Source organism: Pelomonas sp. BJYL3 (assembly GCF_027257975.1).
Lineage (GTDB): Bacteria > Pseudomonadota > Gammaproteobacteria > Burkholderiales > Burkholderiaceae_C > Roseateles_B > Roseateles_B flavus.
Map to the genome: position 1 here is coordinate 722,838 of NZ_JANZKX010000001.1, position 17,351 is coordinate 740,188.

12 protein-coding genes are annotated in these 17,351 nt (G+C 67.8%); 4 read left to right on the forward strand and 8 right to left on the reverse strand.

The features are described from left to right. Nucleotides 1-254 precede the first annotated feature (254 nt). Together O9Y01_RS03285 and O9Y01_RS03290 are read left to right on the forward strand one after the other, a co-directional pair. Nucleotides 255-1,208 carry a hypothetical protein gene (locus O9Y01_RS03285; RefSeq protein WP_269630054.1) on the forward strand — a complete coding sequence of 318 codons (954 nt, stop codon included), beginning with the start codon at nucleotides 255-257 and terminating at the stop codon, nucleotides 1,206-1,208. Between the two features lie 188 nt (nucleotides 1,209-1,396). Further along, complete coding sequence (locus O9Y01_RS03290) at nucleotides 1,397-1,954, forward strand: hypothetical protein (protein WP_269630055.1); 558 nt, start codon at nucleotides 1,397-1,399, stop codon at nucleotides 1,952-1,954. A gap of 535 nt (nucleotides 1,955-2,489) precedes the next feature. Here O9Y01_RS03290 and O9Y01_RS03295 read toward each other — a convergent pair. Beyond that, on the reverse strand, nucleotides 2,490-2,993 hold the full coding sequence (locus O9Y01_RS03295; protein ID WP_269630056.1) for a PEP-CTERM sorting domain-containing protein: 504 nt from the start codon (nucleotides 2,991-2,993) through the stop codon (nucleotides 2,490-2,492). A 16-nt stretch (nucleotides 2,994-3,009) separates the two neighbouring features. Beyond that, nucleotides 3,010-6,069: an ExeM/NucH family extracellular endonuclease gene (locus O9Y01_RS03300; protein ID WP_269630057.1), complete on the reverse strand. Its 3,060-nt coding sequence runs from the start codon at nucleotides 6,067-6,069 to the stop codon at nucleotides 3,010-3,012. Between the two features lie 678 nt (nucleotides 6,070-6,747). On the opposite strand from O9Y01_RS03300, the gene O9Y01_RS03305 reads away from it, so the two are divergent. Both O9Y01_RS03305 and O9Y01_RS03310 read left to right on the forward strand, forming a co-directional pair. Beyond that, the gene (locus tag O9Y01_RS03305) at nucleotides 6,748-8,499 is read left to right on the forward strand and encodes an ABC transporter ATP-binding protein (protein WP_269630058.1); all 1,752 of its coding nucleotides are present in this window, start codon (nucleotides 6,748-6,750) and stop codon (nucleotides 8,497-8,499) included. Then, nucleotides 8,489-10,285, forward strand: coding sequence for an ABC transporter ATP-binding protein (locus tag O9Y01_RS03310; RefSeq protein ID WP_269630059.1), 1,797 nt, complete (start codon nucleotides 8,489-8,491; stop codon nucleotides 10,283-10,285). Before O9Y01_RS03305 ends, O9Y01_RS03310 begins: the two co-directional genes overlap by 11 nt. A 36-nt stretch (nucleotides 10,286-10,321) precedes the next feature. Here the strand turns inward: O9Y01_RS03310 and O9Y01_RS03315 are convergent, their stop codons facing one another. The 6 genes from O9Y01_RS03315 to O9Y01_RS03340 all read right to left on the reverse strand — a co-directional run bounded on the left by O9Y01_RS03315 (nucleotide 10,322) and on the right by O9Y01_RS03340 (nucleotide 17,329). Then, nucleotides 10,322-10,507 carry a hypothetical protein gene (locus O9Y01_RS03315; protein ID WP_269630060.1) on the reverse strand — a complete coding sequence of 62 codons (186 nt, stop codon included), beginning with the start codon at nucleotides 10,505-10,507 and terminating at the stop codon, nucleotides 10,322-10,324. Between the two features lie 20 nt (nucleotides 10,508-10,527). Then, nucleotides 10,528-11,463 carry a UDP-3-O-acyl-N-acetylglucosamine deacetylase gene (gene lpxC / locus O9Y01_RS03320; protein WP_269630061.1) on the reverse strand — a complete coding sequence of 312 codons (936 nt, stop codon included), beginning with the start codon at nucleotides 11,461-11,463 and terminating at the stop codon, nucleotides 10,528-10,530. A gap of 17 nt (nucleotides 11,464-11,480) precedes the next feature. Beyond that, the gene (locus tag O9Y01_RS03325) at nucleotides 11,481-13,520 is read right to left on the reverse strand and encodes a sensor histidine kinase (protein WP_269630062.1); all 2,040 of its coding nucleotides are present in this window, start codon (nucleotides 13,518-13,520) and stop codon (nucleotides 11,481-11,483) included. 294 nt (nucleotides 13,521-13,814) lie between these two features. Continuing rightward, on the reverse strand, nucleotides 13,815-15,047 hold the full coding sequence (ftsZ, locus tag O9Y01_RS03330; RefSeq protein ID WP_269630063.1) for a cell division protein FtsZ: 1,233 nt from the start codon (nucleotides 15,045-15,047) through the stop codon (nucleotides 13,815-13,817). 210 nt (nucleotides 15,048-15,257) lie between these two features. Then, nucleotides 15,258-16,487, reverse strand: a complete 1,230-nt coding sequence (gene ftsA, locus O9Y01_RS03335) for a cell division protein FtsA (RefSeq protein ID WP_183104868.1) — start codon at nucleotides 16,485-16,487, stop codon at nucleotides 15,258-15,260. 8 nt (nucleotides 16,488-16,495) lie between these two features. Then, nucleotides 16,496-17,329: a cell division protein FtsQ/DivIB gene (locus O9Y01_RS03340; protein WP_269630064.1), complete on the reverse strand. Its 834-nt coding sequence runs from the start codon at nucleotides 17,327-17,329 to the stop codon at nucleotides 16,496-16,498. Nucleotides 17,330-17,351: the final 22 nt, after the last annotated feature.

Here is a 17,351-nt window from a genome sequence, read left to right on the forward strand (position 1 = left end):
TCCTTGGCGATTGAGGGCTTTGCTGAACGCGGGCGCATAGCGGACCACGAGCGATCGGATTCAACAACAGATTGCGCCATTTCAAGCGGCGCCAAGGCTAAAGTCCACCTCGTTTGAACGTTAGCCTTCGTCGCGCGCAGTCAAGTCAGGGCGGCTGCAGGCCACAGTGAGGAGCCGCAGATGGGCTGAAGAAGCTTCCATTCGTTTTAGAAGCCTGATCGTTTTCTCACTTTTTATCCCGAACGCATGAAGCCATGAAGAAGAAATTCGCTATAGCCTGCACGGCAGCCGCGATCGCGGCGGCAGCATGCATGGGATATTTTTACGACCCAGACAGCGACAAATCGGTGGGCATATTTCCGCCGACGCCGGCCTCTGAAGCGACGTCAGCGAAGAGGGATGGCCATGAACCCGCGCGGGCGTCCCTCCCGATATCCGGGAGTGCGTCAGAGGGAAACGGCACCAGGCTGCTGGAAAAAAATACCAGCCGGATCGGGATCGCATCATCCGCGCTCAAGAGTGAAGATCCCTTGTTTGTCCGCGAGCAGCAGGAAATAGTCAGGAACTGCGCTGCACTGAGCCGGCGCGAACAAGATTTGAGGGTCATGGCCTCGGGCGTATTCAATAAATCCCAGGAGCCTGCGTCCCCGTCAGAGAAGGCGCTGGTGATAGACGCCATCAACAATACCCTGGCAGCCTGCAAGGACTTCCTTTCCCTCGGGATCGTGGCGCTCAAGCAATTGAGCGAAAACATCGGGGAGCACGGAAAGTCACTCAATTCCCCCCTATTTTCCGATTCGGAAGACAAGGTTCAGTTGCGCGCGGTCGCTGCTCAGTTGTTGACCTCCAGTTCGCCGCCCTTGATCGAGCTTGGATCCTATAGCTTGATACGAGGCATTGAAGACGATGGCCTGGACGATCCCCCCCCCAAGAGCCGCGAACTCTGGGACCGGGCGATTCTTGTAGCGGGCTGTCGGCTCGGGGGGTATTGCGATGCGAGCTCACTTCAGTCGCAGCGCTTGTGCTGGCAATCGCGCAAATGCGATATGGGAATGCAGGACTACTGGCTGTCGGAGCTTGACGACAAAGAGGCCAGCGAAGTCAAAAGAAAGGCCGATCTGCTTGTGAAGTGGATCAAGGCTTCCAGCGCAAATGGCATTTCCACAATCAAGAAATATGCCGACTTCGAGAAATTGGCCCTGCACTGAAACCGGGCCATCCTCTCGAATTCAATAGATCACCGCGCATCCGAGAAAAGCAAACAAAGTAAAGCGGCCGAGCTGTTACCGCACTTCCGGACTGAGAGATCGGGAGCCGGGTTTCTTTCGCACGACCCATTGAGCGCCGGACTCTCCAGGGCGCGAACGTCAAAACCATAGCAAGGGAGGATAGGAAGATGAAATCAAGGTTCAAATATCTTGGGCCCGTCACTTTATTGGGAACCTGCCTGGTGGCATTCGCCGCCATCATCGGCCCGTATTATGTGGGGGCAGCGAGCCCGAAATGGGGATCGCAGACTTATCAAGATGACGCCAGGTCAGACTACGATGGCGCTGAAGACGTATTTACGGCCCTTGTACAACCCGCGATCACCTCGCCGGCAGCGCGCATCAATGCAATCAAGAATGACTACCTGAGGGTGATCTATTACGACAACAAGATCGCCGACTTCAAGATCACCGGATTCGACTTGCATTTGAATCTTCGATTTGTAAAGCTGCAGCCGTCTGCCGATGCGCCTGCGCCGCCCGGCCGGGTCGCGTCGAAGGCAGTGGAGGGCAAGTGCGGAGCGGGGGCCAGTTTCTTTACGACCCGAACCACGTATGAAACCGGGTATTGGGGATATTCCTGGACTGATCCCGTTGTTCCGGGTCCTCCCCTGCCCATGACTGCCACGCCAAAATGGATCTCGACAGGGCAAGTGACTGAGGTGACGCGCGAGACATGCAAGTAGCTTTCACCTCGACAGGCGGCAGCGCCGAGCAGGGCGTGCGGAACTCGGTCACCCGTGCATTGCTCCACCCCGAGGGCTGCTCTCCGCGATTCAGGACATCGTCCGAGAGGCGCAGCACGAGCACTCTGCCGTCAATGGCCAGGCCGTCGAATCCATGCGAAGACAAGGGCTCGGGTTCCTTCACCGCATCCGCGATGACAACGGCCCATTCACGTACTGTATGAGGCCAGGGGTCAGGCCTTGCCTCTTTCATGCCCCCTCCGCAAGTCAGGGCTTCGACCGGGTGGCAAACCATGAATGCCTCGCCTTGTTCATCGTCGTAGCCCGGCTGGGTGCCGTCCTTCGCAATGCGAAAGATGCCGTTCCCGTTGGACAGTGCGTACTCATGCGGGCATGCATGCTTTCATGCCGCCAGGCTCCATCGAGAGCAGACGGACCTTGCATGGGGAACCTCACCCTTGTTAGGCAAGCGAGGCTGCCTTGCCACGAAAAAGGGCGCCGCAAGCGGCGCCCCTCAGGCAGTCAGCCGAATCGATCAGCCCTTGCGCCGCCTCACCAGCGCCACGCCGCCCAGCGCCAGCAGGCTCAACGCCAGGCTCGCCGGCTCCGGCACGGCCGAGGCCGCGTCCTTCACGGTGTAGGCCCCGCTGCTCTCCACCCCGCCCGTCAGGCTGTAGTGCAGATAGGCATCGCTGCTGTCAAACGAGCCGGAGGTGAAGCTGAGGCTCCAGTCCGGCGTACCGTCCAGGTAGCTGAGGCCGAGGAAGACACCGTCCTGGAAGTCGGCGGTGGCCGTGGCGTTGAGGCCGTGGCTGGCGCCCAGGAAGTCCAGGCCGAAGGTGCTCAGCGCCAGGGACTCGAAGCCCGTGGAGGTCAGTGCGGCGTCGTCGTAGCTGAAGAAGCCGGTGAAGGTCTCGTTCAGCAGCGGGCCGGCGTCGATCAGGCCTTCGAAGGTCTTGCTGACGGGCGCGGCGTGCGCGCCGAGGCTCAGGCCGGCCGCCAGCAGAGCGGCGGTGGCGAGGGTCTTGAGTGTCTTCATGGTGATACTTCCTGGTTCAGAACTTGAAGATGGAGGGCGTCACGGCGCTGCAGGCGAGGCCCTTGAGCAGCACCACCGGCCGGGACTTGGCCGCGCCCACGGCGCCGTCCGGGTCGTAGCCGATCAGGGCGCTGCCCGAGGACGGCGTGCAGGTGATGAAGCCCTGGCCCAGCGGGTCCGCGCTGCTGATGCCCACGTTCTTCAGCAGCTCGGTGAAGACCAGCAGGTCCTCGCCGGGCGTGAAGTCGGTGATGGTGTCAATGCCATCGGCGCCAGTGCGGAAGACAAACTGGTCGCGGCCCTTGCCGCCGGTCAGCGTGTCGCGGCCCAGGCCGCCTTCGATGACGTCGTCGCCGTCGGTGCCGACGATCGTGTCATTGCCCGCGGTGCCGGTGAAGCGCTTGGTCAGGTCCAGGCCCATCACCATGGGGTCGTGGTCCGAGCTCTTGAACGCGGTGGGCGTGTAGTAGTCCGGGCCGCAGCTGGCGCAGGCCGGCTGCTTGAACTCCAGGTTGTAGTCGATGATGGTGGGCTCGTCGGCATTGATGTGCCAGGAGGTCGCGTAGACCACCTTGGGGCTCAGCTCCGCGGTACTGAAGCCGTGGTCCAGGCGGCCGGCCATGGCGTCGAAGACATAGGAGTAGTCCGCCGGATCGAAGCGGCCGACCTGGTCCACGATGCTGCCATCGCTGGTCAGCGCGAGGATGGGGTCTTCCTTGGCATAGGCGTTGAAGTCACCCAGCATCACCACCTGCGGCGTGCCGAAGCTGCTCTTCACCGTGCCCAGGAAGGTCTTCAGGCGCTGGGCCTGCTTGACGCGCGTGGCCGTCCAGCAGCCCTGCAGGCCGTCGTCCACGTCCGGGCCCGAGGAGGGGCAGCTGCCCTTGGACTTGAGGTGGTTGACGATCACCGAGAACTTCTCGCCATTGGCCAGCAGGAAGCCCTGGGCCAGCGGGGGCCGGTTGTTGACGTCGTCCGGGTCCGAGATGGGCACGCCGTTGAGCGTCAGCTTGCCGGGCTTGTAGATCATGGCCACGCGGATGGCATCGTCGCCCGTGCCCTGTGCCGGGGTGGGCACGATGGCATAGGTGCCGGCACCGACCTGCGCATTGAGCGAGTCCACCAGGTGCTGCAGCGCGGTGTTGCCGTTGTTCTGGATCTCCATCAGGCCCACCACATCGGCGTTGAGGCCGGCGAGGTTGGCCACGATCTTGGCGCGCTGGCGCTGGAACTCGGCGAGGCTGTCCGCACCGCGGCAGTTGCTGGCCGAGACCGAGCCACCCAGCGAGCAGCCCTGGCCGGTCTTGCCGTCGAAGGTCTGGCCATTGGTGAAGGTGGTGAAGAAGTTCAGCACGTTGGCGCTGGCGATGCGCACATTGCCGCCGGTCACTTGCGGCGTGGCCGTGCGCGGGTTGGTGCGCGCGAAGTCCGGGGCCGCCAGCGGGTGGATCTTGTAGGATCCGGCGCCGCCGCTGCTGCTGGTGGCCAGGCCGTAGTCGATCACGCCGGTGAGCGTGGCCAGGGTGTCCCCCGCGCGCACCGTGCCGTCCGCGGCCATGAAGGGCGTGGGGTTGGGGTTCTGCAGCGAGGTGCCGTCGTCCAGGATGATGGCGCGGCGCAGGTTGTCGGCCTTCAGCGCGAGGGCGTCGGGGCCGGCGGGCAGCACGTTGGTGGGCGTCAGCAGGCGGCCACCGGCGGCCAGCGTCAGTTGCCCGAAGCGGCCCAGGAAGTAGTTCTGCTGCACGGTCAGCGGGCCGCGCAGGGTCACGACCATGCCTTCATAGGCTTCCAGGCCATCGGCCGGCAGCGTGGCCAGGTCCACCTCCACGGGCGTGACGGCATAGCCGCTGCCCTGCACCACGATGGCCGTGGGCGAGGTCAGCTGGGTCAGGGGGCGAGCCAGGGTGGTGGCATTGCCGGCGGCGCCCACGTTGAACTCCGCCACCTTGGCGTTGAGCTGGATGAGCTGGCCCACGCTCACGGTGGGCGCGGTGCTGGTGAAGACGAAGATGCCGTCCGAGGTCGTGGGGTCGCCATCGCCCACCGGGTCCTGCAGGAAGAAGCCGTTGCTGTTGAGCTTGGTGACCACGCCGCGGGTCGTCACCGTCTGGCCCTCGTAGGGGCTCTTGGCGCCGTTGCCCTGGATCTTGTAGACGGGCACGGGGCCGCTGACATTGACCTTGAAGCTGCAGCTGGCGTGCTGGCCGCCGTCATTGCTCCAGTCCAGGCTCAGGCTGTAGAGGCCGGGCAGCACGCTGCTGTCCACGCGCACCGACTGGCTGGCCGTGCCGCCCACGCTGCCCGCGGCGCTGAAGCCGTTCAGGGTGATGCCGGCGGGCCAGCTGCCCACGATGCTGGCGGCGTTGACGATGCTGTCGGCATCGGCGGCCGTCACGGTCAGGGTGCTGGTGCTGCCCGAGGTGGCGTTGCCGTCCGGGCAGCTGGGGATGATGGGCTGCGCCACGGGCGTGCCGCCGCAGGCCTTGAAGGGGCTGGCGCTGTTGCGCGGCAGGGGTGCGGCGAGGCTGAAGTCGGCGCTGTTGTTGTTGGTGTCGGTGCAGCCCTCGGCCGCGCGGAAGGCGGCGCTGCTGGCGCTCAGCGTGGGCGTGGGCGAGCCCTCGGTGGGCGTGGCGGCGCTGCCGAAGCTGACGATGTCCTCGACCCCGGCCGGGTTCGTGCCGCTCAGGGCCGCCGTGCTGCGCACCAGGGCCACCTTGCCCGCCGTGGCGGACATGGGGATGTTGCCGTTGATGTCGCCCGGCACGTCCACCGTGCCGCCCGCGCCGGCCTGCTGCCTGATCAGCAGGTACTGGCCCGCCTGCAGCTGGGTGCCGGCGGGGATGCCGGTCACCTGCCAGCTGCTGCCGCCCGAGGAGGCGTACTGGACGGACCAGCCGCCGACGTTCACCGCGGTGGCGCCCGCGTTGAAGATCTCGATGTAGTCGTTCTTGTAGGTGGCGCCACTGTTGCCGCCTGCGCCGTAGATCTGGCTGATCACGACGCCGCTGGACGAGGCCAGGGCCGCCGGCGCGGCGAAGGCCGCGGCCAGCAGGAATGCCAAGGGTTTGAGCTTCATGGTTTGCATCTCGTGTGCTGCTAGGGGGTAGACCGTCGTGCACGGGAGAGGCCACCCGGGGCAGCCGGGGATCCGCAAGCCAGGGCGGCAGAGACGCCGCATGAAGACCGCAGGAAAGTGCGCGAAAGGCAGGCGCCGCCTGGAGGCAAACCTTTGCGGTGACCGGGAGTCGCAAAGGTTTGCGCTCTCCTGGCTCTGCCCGCTGGCACGCCCCTGGCTCGTCCGGCCCTTCCTCGATCCTTCCTCAGTCCGTTCCCGTCTTGAAATCCCATGGCTCGCCATGGGTGCCTCTGTGTGGCACGGTTCGCGCCCGGCCCACAACCTCTGCCACGACGCAGGCGCATGCTAGCGAGCGCTTGTGACAAATTCACGTGTCAGGTCTAGCGGGGTCGGGTCTTGCCTGGCCTGCGCCGCGCCTGCCCTGCGTCAAGCTGGGGCAGGCGCGGAGGCCGACAAGTGCCGTGCCCATGGGCATCGCCCGGGAACGCCGCCCGTGGCGCCCCATGCCGGGGCGCCAGCGGCCCGGCGCGCCCTGGGGCAAACCATGTGGAAGCCAGGCAACAGCCCGCGCCCTCGGCCCGGGCTTGGCCGGGCGGTGTCACCTTTGGATGCGTCTGAGCGGCCTTGGCACAATGAGCGGCGCACGCGCTTGCCGGATGCGCTTAAGCTCCGCCCCCCATGACACTCACCCGCCTTCTTTCGGCCTTCGTGGCCCGGCACTGGCGTGCCTATGCCTCGTCCGCCGTGATGCTGGCCAGCATCGCCCTGCTGACCGTCTGGATTCCGCGCCAGGTGGGCCATCTGGTCGACGGCCTGGCCCAGGGCCGGCTGCAGGGCGCGGACCTGCTGATGCAGCTGGGCCTGCTGCTGGCGGCAGGCCTGTCCATCTACCTGCTGCGCGTGGGCTGGCGGCTGCAGCTCTTCGCGGCGGCCTACCGCCTCGGGCGCGAGCTGCGCACCCGGCTCTATGAGCGCATGACCCTGCAGGGCCCGGCCTTCTTCCAGGCCCAGCGCACCGGGGACCTCATGGCCCTGGCCACCAATGACATCGACGCCGTCGAGATGGCCGCCGGCGAGGCCCTGCTCGCCGCCTTCGACGGCAGCCTCACCCTGATCCTGGTGCTCAGCATGATGACCCTGGGCGTGGACTGGCGCCTGGGCCTCGCCGCCCTGGTCCCCTTCCCGCTGATGGCCCTGGCCTTCTGGTTCATCTCCAACCACGTGCACCTGGCCTGGAAAGACTCGCTCGCCCGCTTCTCCAGCCTCAACCAGCATGCCCAGGAGAGCCTGGCCGGCGTGCGCACCCTGCGCGCCCTGGGCCTGATTCCGCGGGCCGGCCGCCAGTTCCATGAGCTGGCCGACCACGCCGGCGAGGCCGCCTTCCGCGCCCAGCGCTGGGAGGCGGCCTACGAGCCCGCGGTGGGCATGGCGCTGACGGCGGCCACCGTGATCGCCCTGGGCCTGGGCGGCTGGCTGGTGGCCCGCCAGGAGCTCAGCATCGGCCAGCTGACCAGCTTCACCATGTACCTGGGCCAGCTGATCTGGCCGATGTTCGCGGCGGGCTGGGTGCTGTCCCTGCTGGAGCGTGGCCGGGCCGCCTGGGGGCGCCTGCAGCCCGTGCTGGACGCCCCGCTGAGCCTGCATGACGGCGGCCGCCTGGCCATGCCCACCGAGGTGCCCCTGCATCTGCAGAGCCTGGGCTTCGGCTATCCCGGCAGCGAGCGCCAGGCGCTGTGCGACATCAGCCTGAGCCTGGCGCCCGGCCGCACCCTGGGCATCGTGGGCCCCACCGGCTCGGGCAAGTCCACCCTGCTGAAGCTGCTGCTGCGGCAGTTCGAGCCGAGCGAGGGTCAGGTCTTGCTGGGCCAGCTGCCCCTGGTGGACGTGCGCCTGGAGGCCCTGCGCCGCGGCCTGGCCTGGGTGCCGCAGGAGCCCTTCCTCTTCTCGGCCTCCATCGCCGAGAACATCGCCCTGGCCCGCCCCGAGGCCGACCGCGAGGCCATCGAGCACGTGGCCCGCCTGGCCGCGGTGCACGAGGACATCGCCGCCCTGCCCCAGGGCTACGAGACCCTGGTGGGCGAGCGCGGCGTGACGCTCTCGGGAGGCCAGCGGCAGCGCGTGGCCATCGCCCGCGCCCTGCTCAGCGAGGCGCCCCTGCTGATGCTGGACGACGCCCTCTCCGCCGTGGACACCGGCACCGAGACGCAGATCCTGTCTCACCTGCGCGAGCTGCGCCAGCAGCATCCCGAGCGCGGCCTGGTGGTGGTGAGCCACCGCCTCAGCGCCGTGATGGAAGCAGACGAGATCGTGGTGCTGAAGGCCGGCCGCATCGTCGAGCGCGGCACCCACGAGGCCCTGCTGGCCCTGGGTGGCTGGTATGCCGCGCAGTGGCGCTATCAACAACTGGAGGCCTCGCTCGATGCAGCCTGAGGACAAGAACAAGGCCCCGAGCCCCTGGCGTGCCGTCGGTCTGCTGCTGGAAGCGGCCCGCCCCGAGAAGCGCAGCCTGCGCTGGGGCGCGCTGTGGCTGCTGATCGCCGCCGGCCTGGAGGCCATTGGCCCGGCCCTGGGCAAGCGCTTCATCGACGAGCACCTGCTGCCGCGCCAGTTCGAGCTGCCCGCCATGGCCGCGCTGCTGGCCGGCCTGCTGCTGTGCGGCTGGACGGCCTCCTGGGTGCGCTACGCCCAGCTGACCCGCATGGCCGGCGTGGCCCGGCGCTCGGTGCTGCGCCTGCGCGACCGCGTCTTCGCCCACGTCATGGGCCTGCCCATGGCTTTCTTCGACCGCTCCATCTCGGGCCAGCTGCTGAGCCGCGTCACCAACGACACCGAGGCCGTCAACCAGCTCTACCGCCAGGTGCTCTACGTGATGCTGGACTCCAGCCTCGTGATCCTGGGCGCCCTGGCCGCCATGGCCTGGCTGGACTGGCACCTGATGCTGATTGTGCTGGCCCTGGTGCCGGCGAGCGTGCTGATCATCTGGCTCTATCAGCGCTGGAGCGCGCCGGCCGTGCAGCGCGCACGCGAGCTGCGCTCCGACATCAACGCCCAGATGGCCGAGAGCCTGGCCGGCATGGCCGTGCTGCAGGCCACCGGCGCGGCCGGGCGCTTTGCCCAGCGCTTCGAGCAGACCAATGGCCGGCACTGGGGGGCCCGCGTGTCCGAGCTGCGCGCCAATGCCTGGCTGCTGCGCCCGGCCCTGGACCTGCTCAACGTGCTGCTGATCATCACGCTCATCTACGGCTTCGGCCAGCGCGAGGCCCTGCATGTGGCCGGCCTGGGCGAGGCCATGGAGGTGGGCCTGCTCTATGCCTTCCTGAGCTACATCTCGCGGGTGGTGGAGCCGCTGATCCAGATCACCATGCAGTTCGGCCAGCTGCAGCAGTCCATGGTGGCCGCCTCACGGGTGCGCGCGCTGCTGCAGGAAGCGGGCGAGGCCAGCCAGCAGCAGGACGGGGCGCACATCACGCGCGGCGAGCTGAGCGTCCAGCGCCTGAGCTTCGCCTACAAGGACACGGCCGAGGGCCAGCCCCTGTGGGTGCTGAAGGACCTCGACCTGCGCTTCCCCGCGGGCAGCTTCACCGGCATCGTCGGCCACACGGGCTCGGGCAAGAGCACCCTGCTGGCCCTGCTGCTGCGCTTCTACCAGGCGCAGCAGGGTCAGGTCTTGATCGACGGCCAGCCCCTGGCCCACATCCCCGACGCCGCCTTCCGCGACGCCGTGGGCCTGGTGCCGCAGGAGCCCTACCTGATGGCGGCCTCGGCGCGCGAGAACATCACCATGGGCCGGGACATCTCCGAGGAGGCCATGGTCCGCGCCGCGCGGCAGGCCCGCATCCACGACTACATCGCCACCCTGCCCCAAGGCTACGACACCCTGCTGGGCGAAGGCGGGGCGCGCGTGTCCACCGGCCAGAAGCAGCTGATCGCCATGGCCCGCGCCCTGGCCGGCGCGCCGCGCGTGCTCTTCCTGGACGAGGCCACGGCCAGCATCGACAGCGCCACCGAGGCCCTCATCTCCGAGGCCCTGCGCGAGCTGCACGGCCAGGTCAGCGTGATCGCCATCGCGCACCGGCTCTCCACCATCCGCGAGGCGGACCAGATCCTGGTGCTCAACCACGGCCGCCTGGCCGAACGCGGCACGCACGACGCGCTGATGACGATCGAGGGCGGGATCTACCAGCGGCTCGTGCAGCTGCAGGCGCTGGAGGAGTGAGCGGCGCGGCCCCTGCGGACGCGCCCGTCATTCCCCTCAGAGCATCACGGCCAGCCGCTCCAGCAGCAGCACGCCGAAGAAGCCGAAGGCCGCGAGAAGGGTCCACTTGACCAGCAGCTGCCCGCGCCGCCGCCACAGCGGCTGGCGGGTGCCGATGTAGAGCGCGAAGCACAGGAGCGCCCCGAGCAGGAGCAGGCCGAAGACGAGGCGGAAGAGCATCATGGCGGCGATCCTTCCTCAGCTCACCACGCCGGCGCCAGCGCCGCAAAGCCCTGGGGCGCCTCGCGCTCGTCTTCGAAGCTGACGATCTCGTAGTTGGCCTCGTCGGCCAGCAGGGCGCGCAGCAGCTGGTTGTTCAGGGCGTGGCCGCCCTTGAACGAGGTGTAGGCGCCCAGCAGCGGGTGGCCGGCGACGTGCATGTCGCCGATGGCGTCGAGGATCTTGTGCTTGACGAATTCGTCGTCGTAGCGGAGGCCGTCGGCGTTGAGCACGCGGTAGTCGTCGACCACGATGGCGTTGTCCATGGCGCCACCCAGGGTCAGGCCGCGGGAGCGCATCAGCTCGATGTCCTTGGTCATGCCGAAGGTGCGGGCGCGGGCGATCTGCTTCTTGTACTGGCCGGAGCCCATGTCGAAGGTGAACTGCTGGCCGGTGGCGGCCACCGCCGGGTTGTCGAACTCGATCTGGAAGGACAGCGTGTAGCCGTGGAAGGGCTCCAGGCGGGCCCACATGAGGCGCTTGCCCTCGCCCTGGCGCACCTCCACGGTCTTCTTCACCCGCAGGAAGCGCTTGGGGGCGTCCTGCAGCTGGATGCCGGCGCTCTGCAGCAGGAAGACGTAGCTGGCGGCGGAGCCGTCAAGGATGGGGACCTCGTCGGCATTGATGTCCACGTAGAGGTTGTCCAGGCCCAGGCCGGCGCAGGCGGAGAGCAGGTGCTCGATGGTCTGCACGCGCGGCGCGCCCGGGTCTCCGCCGGGGCTCACGGTGGTGGCCATGCGGGTGTCGCAGACGGTGCTGGCGCGCACGGGAATGTCCACGGGCGTGTTGAGATCGATGCGGCGAAAGACGATGCCGGTGTCCGGGGCGGCGGGCCGCAGGGTCATCTCGACCTTCTGGCCGCTGTGGATGCCCACGCCGACGGCGCGGGTCAGCGACTTCAGGGTTCTTTGCTTGAGCATCCGCCCATTGTCGGCGATCAGGCGCCGCCCTGCCCGTCCGGGGCCTTGGAGGGCGGCCCCGAAACGCCACCCCCTGAGCAATCCTCCACCTTGCTCACCGGCAGGCGCAGGCTCAGGCGCGTGCCCAGGCCGGGTGAGCTGTCCACATGCAGGGTGCCGCCCAGGCGCTGCACCCGCTTGACCTGGTTGCGCAGGCCGCGGCCCTTGCGCGCCGAGGCCATGTCGAAGCCCTGGCCGTCGTCCTCCACGCGGATCTCGATGCGGTCGCCCAGGTCGCGCGTGGCGATGCGCACCCGCTGGGCACGGGCATGCTTGAGCACGTTGTTGAGCGCCTCCTGCAGCAGGCGCAGCACATGCAGGGCATCCGGCGGCTCCAGCCAGGACAGCGGCGGGAGGTCCTGCACGTCCCACTCCATCACCAGGCCCGAGCCCTGCAGGCGCTTGGCCAGGCGGTAGCGCATGGTGGCCAGCAGGGAGACCAGGTCGTGGCCCACGGGCTCGAGCGAGTCGATCACCAGCCGCAGGTCGTCCACGCATTCGCGCAGCACCTCCACCACCACCGGCTGCTCCATGCGGCCCTGCTCCACCGCCACCATGGCCGATAGCAGCGACGAGCCCAGGCCGTCGTGCATGTCCTGCATGAGGCGCTGGCGCTCCAGCAGCAGGGCCTGCTGGCGCTCGGCCTCGCGCAGCTGCTCGTGCTGGGCCGAGAGCTGGTGGCTCTGCTCCGACAGGCGCAGGGCCAGGTGCTCGTTGGCCTGCTCGACCTGGTTCAGGGCGCCCAGGTAGCGGCTGCGCACCGCATAGAGGAAGCTGGCCACGATGATCAGGGTGCTGAAGGGCATGAGGTAGATGTGCTCGGGCCAGCCCCAGCCAGCGAGCAGGCCCAGGTCATGCACCCCCAGCCCCAGGCCGATGACCAGGGCGATGACGATGGCCCACAGCTCGCGGCTACGCGCCTGCCAGGCCACCCGCAGCATGAAGCCCGTGCCCAGCAGGCCCACGATGCCGTTGGCCAGGTGCTGGGCCACCACGGTGTCGTAGAAGCGGCCCCAGGTCGGCAGGGTCAGCAGGCCCGTGACAACCACGAAGCCCAGGCCGAAGCGCTCGAAGCGCCGGTAGCGCGTGGGCACGAAGCGCAGCGCGAACATGAAGGTCAGCAGCATCACCCAGGACATGGAGGCATGCGTCAGCCACCAGAACCAGTCCAGGGCATTGAGGCTGCGCGGCATGTCCAGGTGGTAGTGCAGATTGCGCACCAGCCAGGCCAGGCTGGCCAGCGTGAAGAGCAGATAGGCGGGCTCCTGGCGGCGGCGCCACCACAGGGTGATCGAGAACAGGGCCAGCACCACCAGGGTCAGGCCGGTGGCCTGTGGCACGCCGATCTGCAGGGCCCAGCGGCGCTCGACCATGGGCTCCAGGTCCTCGCGTGCCCCCAGCCAGGCGGTGGTGACGGTGTAGAAGCCCTTGCGGTGCACGGGCACGGCCAGGACGATCTCCATGTCCTGCCCCTCGTGCAGGGCTGTCAGCGCGCCGGGAATCAGCGCCCACAGGGGCCGCACCCACTGCTCGCGGGCGCCGGCCTGGCTGTCGTAGATCGGGCGCCAGCCGGCCTCGGTGCGCACCAGCACCGCGGTGGCCATGCCCACCACCTTGGGGCTGTAGAGCGCCACGCTGGTCGGCCAGCGGTCATCCGGCGCGCGGTAGCGGAAGCGGTACCAGCGCATCTGGTACTCGGCAGGGCCGGAGAAATCGGTGCTGATGGCGCGCTGGCGGATGTCCGGCAGGCCCACCTGGCGCCAGGCCTGCGCCTCCTCGGGCGGCAGCAGGGCCGCGGGCAGCGCGGCATTGCTGCCGTCGATGCGGCGCAGTGCCGCCCACCAGGCCTTCAGGTCCTCACGGCTCAGCGCGGTGACGGCCAGCTCGGCCGTGCGGGCCTGCTCGCCCGCACGCGTGGCCGGCAGCTCGGGGTGCAGGCGCGGCGGCACCTGGGCCTGGCAGGCCCAGGCGCACAGCAGCAGCGCCACAAGCCCCAGGAAGCGCCATGGGAAATGCAAGAAGGTGTCCGGCCGACGAAGCCGCCCAACAACAGCCATGAATTATTGAATTTGTGGCGGCAGGCTTGCCGCGAAGCGGCTGGAGTCTGCGCCGTGCGACCGAGACTGCCAAGAAGGAGGCCCCGCGCAAGCATGGGGAGCGTCGCGTAAATACGAAGCGCGGCCCAGCACATTTACAAACAAAAACACCCGTGCGCGCCTGAAGGAGGTAAGGCGCGACGGGTGAAGTCAGCAGAGCCCACCGGCGGGCACAAGTCGCCGGGGGGCGGCGGGCCTCAGGGGCCCGCGGGAGACTCAGTCAGCCTGCTTGCGCAGGAAGGCCGGGATCTCGATCTCATCCATGCCGTTGGACGACAGGGCCTCGACCTTGGCGGCCGCGGTGCGGCCGTGACGCCAGACGCTGGGCACGCTCATGCCGCCGAAGTCCTGGGCCACCGATTGCGCGGTGGGCACCGGGGCGCCCATGGCGGGATTGCCCATCATCACGGGGTTGGTCAGCACGGGCATGTTGTCGGTGCCGGTGCGCAGCTGGGTCTGCTGCTGCACCACCTGCAGCGGCTGCTGCTGGGCGGCACGGCGCGACAGGCCGGTGGCGATCACGGTGACGCGCATGGCGTCGCCCAGGCTCTCGTCGTAGGCGGTGCCGTAGATGATGTGAGCGTCTTCGGCCGCATAACGCTTGATGGTGTTCATCGCGTTGCGGGACTCGCTGAGCTTGAAGTTGCTCTTGCCCGCGGCGATCAGCACCAGCACGCCCCGCGCGCCGGAGAGGTCGATGCCCTCCAGCAGCGGGCAGGCCACGGCGGCTTCGGCGGCCTTGGCGGCGCGGTCCGGGCCGGTGGCTTGCGCCGTGCCCATCATGGCCTTGCCGGGCTCGCTCATCACGGTCTTGACGTCTTCGAAGTCGACGTTCACGAGGCCGGGGATGTGGATGATGTCCGAGATGCCGCCCACGGCGTTCTTCAGCACGTCATTGGCGTGCGCGAAGGCCTGGTCCTGGGTGACGTCCTCGCCCAGCACGTCCAGCAGCTTCTCGTTCAGCACGACGATCAGGGAGTCGACGTTGGCTTCCAGTTCGGCCAGGCCGCTGTCCGCGGCCTTGATGCGGCGCGAGCCTTCGAACTCGAAGGGCTTGGTCACCACACCGACCGTCAGGATGCCCATCTCCTTGGCCACGCGGGCGATCACGGGGGCCGCGCCGGTGCCGGTACCACCGCCCATGCCGGCGGTGATGAAGAGCATGTTGGCGCCCGTGATGGCCTCGCGGATGCGGGCCTCGGCCTCCTCCGCGGCAGCCTTGCCGGCTTCGGGCTTGGCGCCTGCGCCCAGGCCCGTGGTGCCCAGCTGCAGCAGCTGGTCGGCCTTGGAACGGTTCAGTGCCTGTGCATCGGTATTGGCGCAAATGAATTCCACGCCTTGCACGCCCTGATCAATCATGTGATCGACCGCGTTGCCGCCGCCGCCACCGACACCAATCACCTTGATTTGGGTGCCCTGATCAAACTCTTCGATCATCTCGATCGCCATAACATACCTCCTTCAGCAATTGTGCAGTTGCCAGCAGAAAAAAACGAGAGGGATCTACCCTTTTTTATGGGTACCCCCCTTGTTTTTTGGGGGTTTGTATCCCTTTACACCACATTCCAGGGCCCTTGCGGGCTCATCCCGGTCCCATATTCACCAACACGTCCTCATCAAACCCGCCCAAACCGGTCCATACCCTTTGGCCGGTGGGTCTCAGAAATTCCCCAGAAACCAGTCCTTGGCACGGCCGAACAGGGTTTTCACCGAGCCCGCCTGCTGTGCCGCCTTCAGGCCGCGGGTGCGCGACAGCCGCGCCTCCTCCAGCAGGCCCATCACCGTGGCGGAGCGCGGGTTGGCCACCATGTCGAACAGGGCGCCGCTATAGGTCGGGTTTCCGCGCCGCACGGGTTTGAGGAAAATGTCCTCGGCCAGTTCGACCATACCCGGCATGACCGCCGAGCCGCCGGTCAGCACAATCCCCGAGGACAGCAGCTCCTCATACCCGGATTCCCGGATGACCTGCTGGACCAGGGAGAAGATTTCCTCGACACGGGGTTCAATGACGCCCGCAAGTGCTTGTTTTGAAAGCATCCGGGGCGCCCGATCGCCCAAACCCGGCACCTCGACCTGGTCGGAAGGGTCGGCCAGCAATTGCTTGGCCACGCCGTGCTCGACCTTGATTTCCTCGGCATCCTTGGTCGGGGTGCGCAGGGCCATCGCAATATCGCTGGTGATCAAATCCCCGGCGATGGGAATCACGGCGGTATGGCGGATGGAGCCGCCGGTGAAGATGGCGACGTCCGTCGTGCCGGCGCCGATATCCACCAGGGCCACGCCCAGGTCGCGCTCGTCCGAGGTCAGGGCGGCCAGGCTGGAGGCGCTGGGGTTGAGCACCAGCTGGTCCACCTCCAGGCCGCAGCGGCGCACGCACTTGACGATGTTCTCGGCGGCACTCTGAGCGCCGGTCACGATATGGACCTTGACCTCCAGGCGCCCGCCGCTCATGCCGATGGGCTCCTTGACCTCATGACCGTCGATCACGAATTCCTGCGGCTCGACCAGCAGCAGGCGCTGGTCGTTGGGGATGTTGATGGCCTTGGCCGTCTCGACCACGCGGGCCACGTCCACCGGCGTGACCTCCTTGTCCCGCACGATGACCATGCCGGTGGAGTTCTGGCCGCGGATGTGGCTGCCGGTGATGCCGGTGAAGACGCGGCTGATCTTGCAGTCCGCCATCATCTCGGCCTCTTTCAGCGCCTGCTGGATGGACTGCACGGTGGCGTCGATGTTCACGACCACGCCGCGCTTCAGACCGTGCGAGGGCGCCACGCCCAGCCCCGCGATGCGCAGCTCGCCATTGCCCATGACCTCGGCCACGACGGCCATGATCTTGGCGGTGCCGATGTCCAAGCCGACGACCAGATCCTTGTATTCCTTGGCCATGTCAGTCCTTAATTTTTCTTTGCGCCGGGTTTGCCCGGCGTCGCTGCGGAAGTCGAGATGCCGCGCAGCCGGACCGCATAGCCATCGATGTGGCGCAGGTCCGCACTGAGCACGGCGGTATGGAAACGGGCGCTGACCTGCGTGATGCTGCTCACGTACTGCGTGTAGCGGGCCAGCACTTCGGCGTCGGTCCCGCGGCCCAGCTCGATGACCGTGCCCTTCTCCAGCGTGGCGCGCCAGGAGCCGCGGCCGGAGAGGTCCAGGCGGCTGATGCTGTCTTCCAGGCGCGCGGTCTGCGCCTGCAGTTGCTGCCACAGCTTGAGCATGTGGGCCGAGCTCTTCTCCGGGCCCGAGAGCACGGGCAGGTCTTCGTCCTCCACATCGCCCAGATTGGCCTGGAAGACCTCGCCGTGGTCGTTGACCAGCAGGCGCTCCACGGTGGCGTCGCTCTCGGCATCGGCACCCTCGGGCTTGGTCTCCCAGTAGGCGGCGGGCTGGTGCTCCTCCAGCGTGACCTGCAGGCGGGCCGGCCACAGGCGCTGCACCGTGGCATGGCGCACCCAGGGCACGGCCTCGAAGGCGGCGCGGGTCTGCTGCAGATTCATGCTGAGGAAGCTGCCGCTCATGCGCGGCAGCGCATTGGCGCGCAGCGAGGCGGCGCTGTTGCGGTTGACGTCGCCCTCCACGGTGATGGCGCGGATGGCGAAGACCGGCTGGCGCACCAGCCACTGCAGGCCCAGGCTGACGGTCGCCAGCAGCACGCCCAGCACCAGCAGCGCCGACACGCCGTTCATCAGGCGGATGTCCGGCGGCAGCGGGGTGTTGAGGGTGGTCGAACGCATGGCGTGTCGGGCGGTCGGGTCA